This window comes from Streptomyces sp. NPDC006435 (genome assembly GCF_040612315.1).
Classification (GTDB): domain Bacteria; phylum Actinomycetota; class Actinomycetes; order Streptomycetales; family Streptomycetaceae; genus Streptomyces.
This window is the reverse complement of record NZ_JBEXPY010000012.1, coordinates 158,976-172,231: the sequence shown is the minus strand read 5'-3', so window position 1 is coordinate 172,231 and position 13,256 is coordinate 158,976. Positions and strand designations below refer to the sequence as shown.

At 73.8% G+C, this 13,256-nt stretch carries 11 protein-coding genes; 5 read left to right on the top strand and 6 right to left on the bottom strand.

Annotated elements, in window-relative coordinates; genetic code table 11:
• Window positions 1-155 precede the first annotated feature (155 nt).
• The 3 genes from ABZZ04_RS15470 to ABZZ04_RS15460 form a co-directional block, all read right to left on the bottom strand.
• Window positions 156-1,226 (bottom strand): endonuclease/exonuclease/phosphatase family protein, encoded by a 1,071-nt coding sequence (locus tag ABZZ04_RS15470; RefSeq protein ID WP_356932694.1) that lies wholly within the window; start codon window positions 1,224-1,226, stop codon window positions 156-158.
• 229 nt (window positions 1,227-1,455) lie between these two features.
• A complete protein-coding gene (locus ABZZ04_RS15465; protein WP_356932693.1) occupies window positions 1,456-2,100 on the bottom strand; it encodes a TetR/AcrR family transcriptional regulator in 645 nt (214 codons plus the stop codon).
• 139 nt (window positions 2,101-2,239) lie between these two features.
• Window positions 2,240-3,853 (bottom strand): DHA2 family efflux MFS transporter permease subunit, encoded by a 1,614-nt coding sequence (locus ABZZ04_RS15460; RefSeq protein WP_356932692.1) that lies wholly within the window; start codon window positions 3,851-3,853, stop codon window positions 2,240-2,242.
• 191 nt (window positions 3,854-4,044) lie between these two features.
• Between ABZZ04_RS15460 and panB the strand changes: the two genes are divergently transcribed.
• The 3 genes from panB to ABZZ04_RS15445 all read left to right on the top strand — a co-directional run bounded on the left by panB (window position 4,045) and on the right by ABZZ04_RS15445 (window position 6,982).
• Window positions 4,045-4,932, top strand: a complete 888-nt coding sequence (gene panB / locus ABZZ04_RS15455; protein WP_356932691.1) for a 3-methyl-2-oxobutanoate hydroxymethyltransferase — start codon at window positions 4,045-4,047, stop codon at window positions 4,930-4,932.
• A gap of 179 nt (window positions 4,933-5,111) precedes the next feature.
• The gene (locus ABZZ04_RS15450) at window positions 5,112-6,137 is read left to right on the top strand and encodes an ATP-binding cassette domain-containing protein (RefSeq protein WP_356932690.1); all 1,026 of its coding nucleotides are present in this window, start codon (window positions 5,112-5,114) and stop codon (window positions 6,135-6,137) included.
• Window positions 6,134-6,982 (top strand): ABC transporter permease, encoded by an 849-nt coding sequence (locus ABZZ04_RS15445; RefSeq protein ID WP_356932689.1) that lies wholly within the window; start codon window positions 6,134-6,136, stop codon window positions 6,980-6,982. The genes ABZZ04_RS15450 and ABZZ04_RS15445 overlap by 4 nt, the downstream gene beginning before the upstream one ends.
• Window positions 6,983-7,063: 81 nt before the next feature.
• Here ABZZ04_RS15445 and ABZZ04_RS15440 read toward each other — a convergent pair whose 3' ends face one another.
• On the bottom strand, window positions 7,064-10,393 hold the full coding sequence (locus tag ABZZ04_RS15440) for a BTAD domain-containing putative transcriptional regulator (RefSeq protein ID WP_356932688.1): 3,330 nt from the start codon (window positions 10,391-10,393) through the stop codon (window positions 7,064-7,066).
• A gap of 278 nt (window positions 10,394-10,671) precedes the next feature.
• On the opposite strand from ABZZ04_RS15440, the gene ABZZ04_RS15435 reads away from it, so the two are divergent.
• Window positions 10,672-11,478: a site-2 protease family protein gene (locus ABZZ04_RS15435; RefSeq protein ID WP_356932687.1), complete on the top strand. Its 807-nt coding sequence runs from the start codon at window positions 10,672-10,674 to the stop codon at window positions 11,476-11,478.
• A gap of 13 nt (window positions 11,479-11,491) precedes the next feature.
• Here the strand turns inward: ABZZ04_RS15435 and ABZZ04_RS15430 are convergent, their stop codons facing one another.
• Both ABZZ04_RS15430 and npdG read right to left on the bottom strand, forming a co-directional pair.
• Entirely contained in the window at window positions 11,492-11,686 is a 195-nt protein-coding gene (locus tag ABZZ04_RS15430) for a hypothetical protein (protein ID WP_356932686.1), read from the bottom strand.
• Window positions 11,687-11,790: 104 nt separating this feature from the next.
• Window positions 11,791-12,501, bottom strand: a complete 711-nt coding sequence (gene npdG, locus ABZZ04_RS15425) for an NADPH-dependent F420 reductase (protein ID WP_356932685.1) — start codon at window positions 12,499-12,501, stop codon at window positions 11,791-11,793.
• A gap of 152 nt (window positions 12,502-12,653) precedes the next feature.
• On the opposite strand from npdG, the gene ABZZ04_RS15420 reads away from it, so the two are divergent.
• The gene (locus ABZZ04_RS15420; protein ID WP_356932684.1) at window positions 12,654-13,256 is read left to right on the top strand and encodes a hypothetical protein; all 603 of its coding nucleotides are present in this window, start codon (window positions 12,654-12,656) and stop codon (window positions 13,254-13,256) included.

Sequence of the window (13,256 nt, the reverse complement as noted above, 5' to 3'; positions counted from 1 at the left end):
TGTGGTGCCCCGGCAGGCCCCCCGCGTCCCCCACCCCCCCGGGGGGGGCCGACCCCCGCTCCCCGGGGTCGACCCGCCGGGGGGGGGGGGGGGGCCCCGCCCCCCCCGGCCCCGGCCGTTCGTGTCCACCCGTGCGCGTCGTCCCGCGCCCCGGGTCACAGCCGTACTCGGGCCGCGATCGGCAGGTGGTCGCTGGCCGTCCTGTCGAGGGTCCATGACGACACCGGCTCGACGTCCTTCACCAGGATCTGGTCGATCCGCGCCATCGGGAACGAGGCCGGCCAGCTGAAGCCGAAGCCGTCGCCGGCGGCGCCCTGGGTGGAGCGCATCTGGGCGGTGACCGCGTTCAGCGCGCGGTCGTTCATCGTGCCGTTGAGGTCGCCGAGCAGGATCACCTTGTCGAGCGATTCGTGGGAGATGGCCTCGCCCAGGGCGTCCACGCTGTTGTCGCGCTGGTTGGCGGTGAATCCGGCGTGCAGTTTGACCCGTACGGACGGCAGGTGGGCCACGTAGACGGCGACCTTCCCCTTCGGCGTCGTTACGGTGGAGCGCATCGCCCGGGTCCAGCCCATCTTGATGTCGACGGGGCGGGTGGCGCTCATCGGGTACTTGCTCCACAGGCCGACGGTCCCCTGCACCGCGTGGTACGGGAAGCGCTCGGCGAGTGCCGCCTCGTACGCCGACACCTTGCCGCTGGGCAGTTCCTCCAGGGCGATGACGTCGGCTCCGGAGTCCGCGACGTGCCGGGCGGTGCCCGCGGGGTCGGGGTTGTCGGCGTTGACGTTGTGGGTGGCCACGGTGAGGTCGCCGCCGGTGCCCGACTTGTCGGTGAGCAGGCCGCCGAAGGCGTTGAGCCAGACCACGACCGGCAGCAGGAGGGCGATCAGCGCGGTCGCCGAGCGGCGCACCAGGGCCAGGACCAGCAGCAGCGGGACGAAGACGGCGCACCAGGGCAGGAACGTCTCGGAGAGGCTGCCCAGGTTGCCGATGGTGTTCGGGATCGCGGAGTGGAGGGCCATCACGAGGGTGAGCAGGACCGAGCACAGGGCGAGGACGATGCCGCGCCGCCAGATGCCCCGGTCGCCGGCCAGCCTGTCGCGCAGGGCCCGCAGCCGTGCTCCCGGTCCGCCGCGCTCCGGTTGCGGCCCCGAGGCGTGCTCCGGGCCCTGCTCCGGATCCGGTTCCGCACGGTCGTTCCCGGTGTCCGCTCCGTACGCCTGCACCATCGCGCTGTCCTCACTGCCTTGCCATGCATGTCGCCGCGCCCACGACCCTAGGCGATGGACGGCGTGTTTCCTGCCGTTCGCGACGGCCGTACTGCCACGAGGACGAAGGGCGGGGTCCGATGGGTTCCGGGCGGGCGGACTCCGTCCGGGCTTGTGACAGAACGATCGCATTCGGGCGGGCGCGCCCGGGACCGGGCGCGTTCCCGGGCAGGCGGGCTCCGGGCCGGGCTCAGTCCCCGACGGGCGGGTGGGGGGCCAGTCCCTCCAGCAGGAGCCGGACGATGCGGTCGGTGAGGTCCTCGGGCAACGGCGCGTCGGGCCGGTGGACGGTGCGTACGAGCATGGGCCCCAGGAACAGGTCGTTCATCAGCTCCACGTCCAGGTCCGCGCGGAGCTCACCGGCGTCGACCGCGCGCCGCACCGCGGCCAGCATGGCGGCGCGGCGCGGCGCGATGACGGTGCACTGGTACTCCGCCCACAGCCTGGGGTGGCTCTTCATCTGCGCGAAGACGTTGTGCAGCAGGGCCGAGGAGCGCTGGGCCAGGCCGCGACCGCGGATCGACTCCAGCAGCAGCCGCAGGTCGGCGAGGCCGGCGGTGCCGGAGACGACTGGTTCCGGCGGCTCGATGTCGCGCAGGACGTCGACGAAGAGCTCCTCCTTGTCGCTCCACCGCCGGTAGATCGTCGCCTTGCCGACCCCGGCGGTCCGGGCTATCCGCTCGATGGACAGGCTGCCGAGCGGTTCGCCCGCCTCCAGCAGCCCGGCGACGGCGTCCAGGATCGCCCGCTCGGCCGCCGCGCTGCGCGGCCGGCCCCGTCGGGGTTCCGGGTCCTTCCGGGCCGGACGATCCCGTTCCTCTTCCTGTGTCCGCACGTCGATCCACCTCTCACCACGCCGTCCGACCGCCGTTCCGATTCTCGCCGACGGCGGCGGCGCTCCTGTCGGCCGCCCTCGGGCCGGGGTCACCCGGGTCCCGGGGGCGGACACCCTCAGCCTCTCGGGGCCGTCCTCCTCATCGGCCCGCCCCCGCCGCGCGCACCGGCCGGCCGCCCTTCCCCGAGCCGGGTTCCTGTCCCGCGGGCGGCTTCCCCGGCAGGAACAGGGCCACCACGAGGGCGCCCACCAGTGCGATGGTGGCCGAGCCGATGGCGGTGACGTGCATGGCCTTCAGGAACGCGTCGTTCGCCGCGTCGATCAGCGGGGCGCCCGCCGGGCCCATCCGGTCCGCGACGCCGAGCGTCGCCTCGATCGACTCCCCCGCCGTCTCCCGGAGACCGGCCGGGAGCGCGCCGAGGTGCCCCTCGATGTCGCCCCGGTAGACGGTGGACAGCACCGAGCCGAGCACGGCGACCCCGAGCGCCCCGCCGACCTGCCGGAACGTGTTGTTCACCGCCGAGCCGGATCCGGCCTTCTCACGGGGCAGCGCCTGCATCACGGAGACCGTGACCGGCGTCATCACGTGCGCCATGCCCGTGCCCTGCACGAAGAGGAGCAGGCACAGCACCCAGACCGGCGTGGAGCCGTCGAACAGCGCGAACGCCGCGAGCCCGATCGCCACCAGCAGCATGCCGACGGTGCACACGGCACGGGCGCCGAAGCGGTCGACGAGCAGCCGGGCCCGCGGCGCGAAGATCATCTGGGCGGCGGCCAGCGGCAGGAGCATCAGGCCCGACTCCAGCGCGCTCCAGCCGCGCACGCTCTGCATGTAGAAGGCGGAGAAGAAGGTCACCCCCATCAGCGCGAAGAAGACCAGCGCTATGGCGGCCACGGCCGCGGAGAACGACGGCTCCTTGAAGTACGAGATGTCGATGGCCGGGTGGGTGCTGCGCTTCTCGTGCCAGACGAACCCGACCAGGACGAGCAGCCCGCCGACGATCGACAGCAGCACGACGGCGTCGGTGAAGTCGGCGAGTTCGCCGCCGCGGATGATGCCGTACACCAGCAGGACCAGTCCGACGATGGAGAGCAGCACGCCGATCGGGTCGATCCGGCCCGGCCTCGGGTCCTTGGAGTCCGGCACCAGCACCACCATCGCGATCAGCGCCACGATCACCACGGGCACGTTGACCAGGAAGATCGAGCCCCACCAGAAGTGTTCGAGCAGCAGTCCGCCGGTGATCGGGCCGATCGCGATGGCGAGCCCGACGCTGCCGGCCCATATCCCGATGGCCCGGGGCTGCTCGTCGCGCTCGAAGACGTTCATCAGCACCGCGAGCGTGGCGGGCATGACGAAGGCCGCGCCGAAGCCCATCAGGGCGCGCCAGGTGATCAGCTCGGCCGGCGAGCCCGACATGGCGGCCAGGGCGGAGCCGACACCGAAGAGCAGGATGCCGAAGAGCAGCACCTTCTTGCGGCCGATGCGGTCGCCGAGCAGGCCCGCGGTGAAGAGGAGCCCGGCGAACACGAGCGTGTAGGAGTTGATCGCCCACTCCAACTCGCTCTGGGTGGCCCCCAGTCCGGTGGGTGCGGGGCTGGCGATCGTCTTGACCGCGACGTTCAGGATCGAGTTGTCCAGCACCACGATGAGCAGGCTGAACATCAGAACGACGAGGATCGCCCAACGGCGGCGGTGGATCGCCTCCGGGACCTGGGGCACGGCGGTGCGAGCGCCGGACGGTATTGACATGCCAGGAGCCTAGCCGGTTTCGATACGAGACCGTCTCGTATTGGAAAGACTTTTACGACAAGAGTTCTTTCGACCGTGCCTTGAGCCGTCGTCCGCTGCCCCACTTCCCGCGAGGGGGCACGGGATGCCACCATGGAATCGGTCCGGGGACGCCGTGAGGGCGCCTCGAGATGACGAAGGAGCCCACAGCAATGTCGCTTCAGGCTGCGCGGAACCAGTCCGCGAACGCCCCCGCGGGAGCCCCCGCCGACAGCAGCAAGGCGCTGTACGGAGGGAAGAGCACCCGCCGCATCTCCGTCCACGACATCACCGCCGCCACCGGGCGCGGCGAGAAGTGGCCGATGCTCACCGCCTACGACGCGATGACCGCGTCCGTCTTCGACGAGGCCGGCATCCCGGTCATGCTCGTCGGCGACTCCATGGGCAACTGCCACCTCGGCTACGAGACCACCGTGCCCGTCACGATGGACGAGATCGCGATCCTCTCCGCCGCCGTCGTACGGGGCACCCGGCGCGCCCTGATCGTGGCGGACCTGCCCTTCGGTTCGTACCAGGAGGGCCCCGTGCAGGCCCTGCGCAACGCGACCCGGCTGATCAAGGAGTCCGGGGTCGGCGCGGTCAAGCTGGAGGGCGGTGAACGGAGCCACGAGCAGATCAGGCTGCTGGTGGACGCCGGGATCCCGGTCATGGCCCACATCGGCCTGACCCCGCAGTCCGTCAACGCGATGGGCTACCGGGTGCAGGGCCGCGGCGAGGAGGCCGCCCAGCAGCTGCTGCGCGACGCCAAGGCCGTGCAGGACGCGGGCGCCTTCGCCGTCGTCCTGGAGCTGGTGCCGGCCGAGCTGGCCGCCGAGGTCACCCGCACCCTGCACATCCCGACCGTGGGCATCGGGGCCGGTCCCGACACGGACGCCCAGGTGCTGGTCTACACGGACATGGTCGGGCTGACCGGCGGCAAGGTGCCGCGCTTCACCAAGCAGTACGCGAACCTGCGCAAGGTGCTGGGCGACGCGGCGAAGGAGTTCGCCGAGGAGGTCGTGGGAGGCGCCTTCCCGGCCGCCGAGCACACCTTCCACTAGGACGCGGCTCCCGGGCGGCTCCGCAAAGCGGCCCGCGGCCCGCGCCCCGTGAAGAAGCCCCTGACCTGCGAGAAGGGCCGGGGACCAGACCATTTCCCGCACCACCGACAGCCCGCCGACATCCCCCATCGGCGGGCTGTCGGCCTGCTGTCGGCGGGCTGTCGGTGACGGCTGGTGCCATGGTCGGCATGACGCGAATCGACAAGAACCCCAGGAGCGGCCCGAACGCCGTCGAGGTCCGGGGACTGGTCAAGCACTACGGCTCGACCAGGGCGCTGGACGGTGTGGACCTCGACGTGCGCGAGGGCACCGTGCTCGGTGTGCTCGGCCCCAACGGCGCCGGCAAGACCACGCTCGTGCGCTGCCTGTCCACCCTGGTCCGGCCCGACGCGGGCCACGCCGTCGTGGCGGGCTTCGACGTGGTGCGCCAGCCCCGGCAGCTGCGCCGCACCATCGGCCTGACCGGCCAGTACGCCTCGGTCGACGAGAAGCTCTCCGGCCGGGAGAACCTCTACATGATCGGGCGGCTGCTCGACCTGTCGCGCAGGGACGCCCGGTCCCGGGCCGACGAACTGCTCGAACGGTTCTCGCTCACCGACGCGGCCGGGCGCGCCGCGATGGACTACTCCGGCGGCATGCGGCGCCGGCTCGACCTGGCCGCCTCGATGATCGGCCGCCCGGCCGTCCTGTATCTGGACGAGCCGACGACGGGGCTCGACCCCCGTACCCGCAACGAGGTCTGGGACGAGGTGCAGCGGATGGTCGCGGAGGGGACGACCGTGCTGCTCACCACCCAGTACATGGAGGAGGCCGAGCAGCTCGCCGGCGAGCTGACCGTCATCGACCGGGGCAGGGTCATCGCCCACGGCGGGGTGGAGGAGCTGAAGACCCGGGTCGGCGGGCGCACCCTGCAGATCCGGCCCTCCGACCCGGCGCACCTGTCCGCCATGACCCGGGCGGTCCGGGAGGCGGGCCTGGACGGGCCCGGGGGCGTGCAGACCGTCCCGGACGAGGGGCTGCTGTGCGTACCGGTCCTCAGCGACGAGCAGCTGACCTCGGTCATCGGTCTGCTCGGCGCCCGGGGCTTCCCGCTGGCGCACGTCACCACCGTGCTGCCCAGCCTGGACGAGGTGTTCCTGGCCATCACCGGCGGTAAGAAGAACGCTTCCGCCGTCGACACGATCCCCGAGGAGGTCGCGGCATGAGCACGACGACCCTGTCCCCCGCTCCCGTCGGCCCGGCCCCGGCGGATCAGGTCCACGACGAGGGCCGGATCGGGCTGCGCGGCAGTCTGCGCCACATCGGCGCGCTGGTCCGGCGCAATCTGCTCCAGATCAAGAAGGATCCGGAGTCGATGTTCGACGCCCTCCTGATGCCCGTCGTCTTCATCCTGCTGTTCGTGTACGTGTTCGGCGGCTCGGTCGGCGGCAGCATGGGCGGCGGCCGGCAGGAGTATCTGAACTACCTGGTGCCCGGGCTGATGTCGATGATGGGCGTGAGCATCGCCTCGGCGGTCGGCACCGGGGTCAACGACGACTTCCGCAAGGGCGTCATGGACCGGTTCCGGACGATGCCGATCGCCCGCTCCTCGGTCCTCGTCGCGAAGATCGTGGTCGAGCTGGGCCGGGTGATGGTCGCCACCCTGATCCTGCTGGGCATGGGCTTCGCGCTCGGCATGGAGCTCCGGAACCCGGTGCTCGGGCTGATCGGGGCGGTCGCGCTGTCGGCGGTGTTCAGCGCCGCCATCATGTGGATCTTCATCCTGCTGGGGCTGGCCATGAAGACGGCCCAGGCGGTCCAGGGAACGGGGATGCTCGTGCTGATGCCGCTCCAGTTCGGTTCCTCCATCTTCGCCCCGACCGAGACGATGCCGGGCTGGCTGCGGACCTTCACCGAGTACAACCCGTTGTCCAACCTGGCGGACGCGATGCGCGGCCTGATGATGGGCGGGCCCGTCTCCCACTCGGTGTGGGTGACGCTCGGCTGGACCGCGGCGATCACCGCGGTGGCCGCGCCGCTCGCGGTGGCCAGGTTCCGCGGGAAGGGCTGACGGACGGACCCCGGCCCGACCGCCCCTGCCGGGCTTCCCGGCCGGGGCGGGCCCTTCGCGGCCGGGGCGCGCGGCTCACCGTTACCGGTACGGGTGTTCCCGGTACGTCTCCCCGAGGGCGGCGGCCTCCTCCATGGAGAGGCCGCCGCCCTCCGCGTGCGCGGCCTCGTAGGCGGCCCGGCCGAGGACGGCGACGGCACCGCGTTCCGTCCGGTCCAGGTCGTCCCGCTCCCTCCACGTCGGCACGTGGCCCCGGGGCAGCAGTGCCCGGCCGGCGCCGAGCAGCCGGGCCGCGTCCGCGGCCCGCCGCTCACCGCCGAGCCCGACCAGGGCCCGGGCCAGGACGACGAGGTGGATGACGGGCACGTGGGGCGCCATCATCCGCGTCAGCGGGTCGTGGGACCGCTCCAGCGTCGTCAGGACCCGGCGCAGGGCGTCGGCGTGCCGCCCGTCCTGGTTGTCCAGCCAGGCCAGTGCGCCCACTACGAACCCGTCGAAGACCTCCGCCGTCCCGGCTCGGAACTCCTCGCGCGCCGCGTCCATCTGCTCGCGCGCCTCGCCGGTGCGGCCGCTGCGGCCCAGCCACATGGCGAGGTTGAGCCGGGCGACGGGCAGCATCTCGTGCGCGGTCCCGCCTTCCTCGGCGAGCACCTCGCGCAGGATCGTCTCGCCCTCCGCGCCGCGGCCCAGTTCGACGAGCGCGGACGCGTACCGGGTGCGCAGCACCGCCACCTGGGCCCGGGCGCCGAGCCTGCGCGCGTGGTCGATGGCGGCCCGGAAGTCCTCGGCCGCCCGCGCGTACTCGCCCAGCCGCTCGCCGGCCTCGCCCCGGGAGGAGAGCGCCTCGGCCGCGCCCCAGTCGTCGCCGATCCGGCGGAAGATCTCCAGGCTCTCGTCGGCGTCCGCCCGCGCCTCGGCCGCCCATTCGGGCCGGTTGGACAGGACGTTGGCCCGCATGTGGAGCGCGGCGGCCAGTTCCCACTCGTGGCCGAGGTCGCGGCAGGACCGGACCGCCTCGCCCAGCAGGCCCCGCAGGTCCTCCAGTTCGCCGGTGAGCATGACCGCGAAGAACCAGAGCGCCGCCGGGACCCGGCAGGTCTGCGGCTGGCCCGCCCGGTAGGTCTTCGCGATGACGCCCAGCCGGGCCCTGCCCTTCTCGTCGTGCCAGGTCTCCTTGGTGTGGTCCGCGCTGAGCAGGTGCACCAGGGCCACCTGGCGCCGCGCCTCCTGGAGCAGTTCGGGGTTCATGGGCGGCGGCGCGTCGGTGCAGCGCTCGTACAGGGAGGGCGCGGGCTCGGCGGGCGGGGCGAAGGGGTCGGGCCCCAGCGCGGCGGCCTCGGCCGCCCAGTGCAGCGCGTCGGCGTGCAGATCGCGTATCTGCCAGTACCAGGACAGCGAGAGCACCAGACAGAGCGCCTCCTGCTCGTCGCGGGCGGCGACCGCGTGGCGCAGGGCGGTGCGGAGGTTCTCCTGCTCGCGCTGGAGGAGGTCGATGGCGGACCGCTGCCCGGCGCCGCGCAGTTCGGGATCGGTGGTACGGGCCAGCTCCCGGAAGTGCACCAGGTGGCGCCGCTCCACGGCGTCCCGTTCGCCCGCCTCGTCGAGCCGTTCGGCGGCGTACTCGCCCACGGTCTCCAGCAGCCGGTAGCGCATGTCGCCGTCCGCGGCGGGCGTGGCGACGACGAGGGACTTGTCGACCAGCGAGCCGAGCAGCCCGGCGACCTCGCGCGCGTCCCCGGCCCCGTCCGCGCAGACCTCCTCGGCCGCGGCCAGGGTGCAGCCGCCGGCGAAGACCGACAGCCTGCGCAGCACGGCGCGCTCGGGTGCGTCCAGGAGGTCCCAGGACCAGTCGACGACGGCGCGCAGGGTCTGCTGCCGGGGCAGCGCGGTGCGGGCCCCGTTGGTGAGCAGCCGGAACCGGTCGTCGAGCCGGTCGGCGATCTGGCGCGGGGTGAGCATCCGCAGCCGGGCCGCGGCGAGTTCGATGGCGAGCGGCAGCCCGTCGAGGCGTCGGCAGATCTCGGCCGCGGCGGCCGGGTCCTCGTCGGTCCGGAAGCCGGGCCGGGCCGACGCGCCGCGGTCGGCGAACAGGCGCAGCGCCACCGGGTCGGGCAGCGGGTCGACGGGGCGGACCAGTTCGCCCGGGACGCCCAGGGGTTCCCGGCTGGTCGCGAGCACCGTCAGCCGGGGGCAGTGGGCGAGCAGGTGGTCGGCGAGGGCGGCGGCGGCCCCGACGAGGTGTTCGCAGTTGTCCAGGAGCAGCAGCATGCGGCGCCGGGAGCAGTGCTCGGTGAGGCGTACGAGGGGGGTCGCCGGGTTCCGTTCGGCGGCCCGCAGTCCCTCGGCGCCCGCGCCGCGCAGCACGGTCTCGCGGGCGCCGAGCGCGGTCAGCACGGCTTCCGGTACGGCCTCGGGGTCGTCGACGGGGGCGAGTTCGGCCAGCCAGACCCCGTCCGGCCAGGCGTCCGCGACGGATTCGGCGGCCTCCTGGGAGAGCCGGGTCTTGCCCGCGCCGCCGGGGCCCAGGAGGGTGACCAGTCTGGCGTGCGAGAGGTCGTGGTGCAGGGCCCCGATGTCGTCCTCGCGCCCGACGAAACTGGTGAGCCTGGCCCGGAGGTTTCCCCGCGGCGCGGCGGGGGTCCCGGTGCGGGCGGGTGGCGCAGGGGCCTGCGGCGCGGGCCGGGGCACCGGCTCCTGGTGGAGCAACCCGGCGTGCAGCGAACGCAGTTCGGGGCCGGGGTCGGTGCCGAGCCGGTCGGCGAGCAGGGTGCGCACCTCGTCGTAGGCGGCCAGCGCCTGTGCCGTGCGTCCGGCGTCGCGCAGGGCCCGCAGCCGCAGCGCCTGGAGCGGTTCGTCCAGGGGGTGCTCGGCGCACAGGGCGACGAGTTCGGGCAGTGCCTCCTCGGCCCGGCCGAGCGCGAGGGCGGCACCGAGCCCGCCGCGCCGGGCGTCCAGGCGGCGGGCCTCCCAGCGGGCCTCGGCGGCGCGCCGGTCGGGCAGGTCGGCCAGGACCGGGCCGCGCCACAGGGCGAGTGCCTCGTCGAGGGTGCTCAGGGCCTTCGCCGCGTCCCCCTCGGCCAGGGACCGGGTGCCCTCCGTCGTGAGCCGTTCGAAGCGGTGGAGGTCGATCGCGTCCGGCTCGGCGGCCAGCCGGTAGCCGTTCTCCGCGGAGGCGACCGCCGCGTGGCCGAGGGCCCGCCGGAGCCGTCCGACGAGCGCCTGGAGGGCGCCCGTCGCGTCGGCGGGCGGATCCCCGTCCCACACCTCGTCGACGAGCACGGCGGCCGGGACGGTGCGGCCGGCGCGCAGCGCGAGGGCGGCGAGCAGGGCGCGCAGCCGTGCCCCGCCGATGGCGACGGCCGTGCCGTCGTCGCGGAATGCCCGAGTGGTCCCGAGGATGCAGTAGCGCACCCGCCCATTCTCCGCGACCGGGACGCCGGAGCGACGGAGCCGGGACGCGGGCCGCCGGGCCGGAGGGCACGGGACACCGGGCACAGGCACACAGCGCACGGGCACGGAACCGCCGGGGTGCGGAACCACCGGCCCGGCGCGGGGCGTTCACGAGACGTCCGTGCCGTGCCGCCGGTACGGTCGACCGGACCCGCCCCCCCGTCACCCCGTCACCCGTCCCCTCGCCCCTGGCCCCTCCCGTCCCCCGCCTCCCCCGTGCGCCCGTCAGGAGTCCGCCGATGAGCACCGCAGCAGCCCGCAGCGACCGGCGGATCAGCCCGGTCTTCCTCGGCATCGCCGCCGTGGCGGCGGTCGCGGGCTGGGCGGTGTGGACGGACACCGGGTATCCCTACGGGCTCGCGGTCTTCGTCTTCGTCACGGCGGCGTGGGTGGTCTCGCTCTGCCTGCACGAGTACGCGCACGCCCGCACCGCGCTGCACAGCGGGGACACCTCCGTCGCCGCGAAGGGCTATCTCACGCTCGATCCGCTCCGCTACACCCATGCGCTGCTGAGCATCGTGCTGCCGGTGCTGTTCGTGATCATGGGCGGTTTCGGGCTGCCCGGCGGGGCGGTCTTCATCGAGCGGGGCCGGATCCGCGGCCGCTGGAGGCACAGCCTGGTCTCGGCGGCGGGCCCGCTGACGAACGTGCTGTTCGCGCTCGTGTGCACGGCGCCGTTCTGGCTGCACGCGCTGGACGGCGTCCCGAGGGAGTTCCGGTACGCGCTGGCGTTCCTGGCCCTGCTCCAGGTCACCGCGGCGATCCTGAACCTCCTGCCGGTCCCGGGGCTGGACGGGTACGGGGTGGTCGAGCCCTGGCTGCCGTACCGGATCCGTCGCCGGGTGGAGCCGTTCGCGCAGTTCGGGCTGCTCGCGGTGTTCGGCCTGCTGTGGGTCCCGGAGGTGAACGAGGTCTTCTTCGGTGCGGTCCACGGCCTGCTGGAGGCGCTGGGCGTGGACCGGCTCGGCGCGGAGTGCGGCCGTGCCGCGTACCAGTTCTGGGAGAACTGGAACGAGGAGTACCCGGTCTGCGCGACGGCCCCCTGAGCGGGGCCGGTGGTCAGCCGGCGGACTGTGCGGCCTGCGCGGCCCGTACGCGCTGCCGCCGCAGGTAGAACCACGCCATGTTGGACGAGAGCCCGACCAGCAGCACCCAGACGATCCCGAGCAGGAGGCTGCCCCGGACGAACGAGATCACTGCCGCGACGAGGGCCAGGAGGCAGACGGCGGCGGAGTAGAGGGCGAGTCGGGGCATGGGGAGCGGCTCCTGTCCGGAGTGGTGCACGGGTCCCGTCCAGTGTCCCCCATGCCCCGTTCCGCCCGTCGCCGGGCCGGGCCGGGGCGGCCTCGGTCCGGCTGTCAGACGTCGGTGACGCGGAGCCCGGCGTGCGCCTTGTAGCGGCGGTTGACCGAGATCAGGTTGGCGACCAGCGACTCGACCTGGTGGGCGTTGCGCAGCCGTCCGGCGTAGATGCCGCGCATGCCGGGGATGCGGCCCGCCAGCGCCTGGACGGTCTCGACGTCGGCGCGGACCTCGCCCAGCACCAGCACGTCGGTGTCGATCTCCTCGATGGCCTCGTCCTGGAGCAGCACCGCCGAGAGGTGGTGGAAGGCGGCGGTGACCCGGGACTCCGGCAGCAGGGCGGCGGCCTGCTCGGCGGCGCTGCCCTCCTCGGGCTTCAGGGCGTAGGCACCCTTCTTGTCGAAGCCGAGGGGGTTGACGCAGTCGACGACGATCTTGCCCGCGAGTTCGTCGCGCAGCGACTCCAGGGTCTTGGCGTGACCGTCCCACGGCACGGCGACGATCACGATGTCGCTGCGGCGGGCGCACTCCGCGTTGTCCGCGCCCTCGACGCCGTGGCCCAGCTCCTGGGCGGCGGTCCGGGCCCGGTCGGCGGCCCGGGATCCGATGATCACCTTCTGTCCGGCGCGGGCGAACCGGTAGGCCAGTCCGCGGCCCTGCGGTCCGGTCCCGCCGAGCACGCCGACGGTCAGGCCGGAGACGTCGGGGAGGTCCCAGGGGTCCTTGGCGGGGGGCTTGGCCGCGCCACCGTTGTCATTCGTAGTCATGGCTCCGACATTAGCCGGACCGGCGACCGGGGATCCGCCGTCCATCAGTCGGACCGGCGACCGGGGACCCGCTGTCGTCCCGATGCCCCGTTCGGCTGGTCCGGTGCCGTTCTCCGGTGCGGGGCGCGGGTGCCGGGGCATGATGCCGGGCCATGGATGCCGTACGTGTCGCCCTGCTGCGCGAAGTGCTCGCCGGGACCGAGTGGCCCGCCGCGACCCGGAGGTTCGCCGGGACGCTGAGGTCGTCCGTCGTCCCGCACGGCGGCGGTCTGCTGCTGGTGGGGACGGCGGAGTACGAGCCGTGGCATCTGGCGGCCCATCTGGTCGACGAGTCCGCCTGGTCCGGGCTGCCGGAGCTGGTGCCCACCCTGGTGCGCCACCGGGTGGAGCCGGGCAGCCCGGCGCACCTGGCGGTGGGCCTGGGCCGGATCGAGGCGGCCGGGCGGGGCGAGACGCTGCTCCTGGTGGCCCCGCGGCGGCCCGGGGAGGGGCTGCTGGAGCGGGTGCACGACGCGCGGCGCGCCGGGGCCACGGTGCTCTCGCTGGACGGCGGCGACCCGGAGGTCCGGGGGCTGGCCCACGAGACGCTCGCGGTGACCGGTGCCGACGACATCGACCTGGACACCGTGCAGCATCTGGTGAGCGCGGCCGCCGGGGAGAACGGCGCGCCCGCGCCGCGCGGCCGTCGCGGCTTCCGGGACCGGCTGTCCCGTCTCGTCGACCAGCTGACGGCGCCTCCCCCGCCCCGCTGGTGA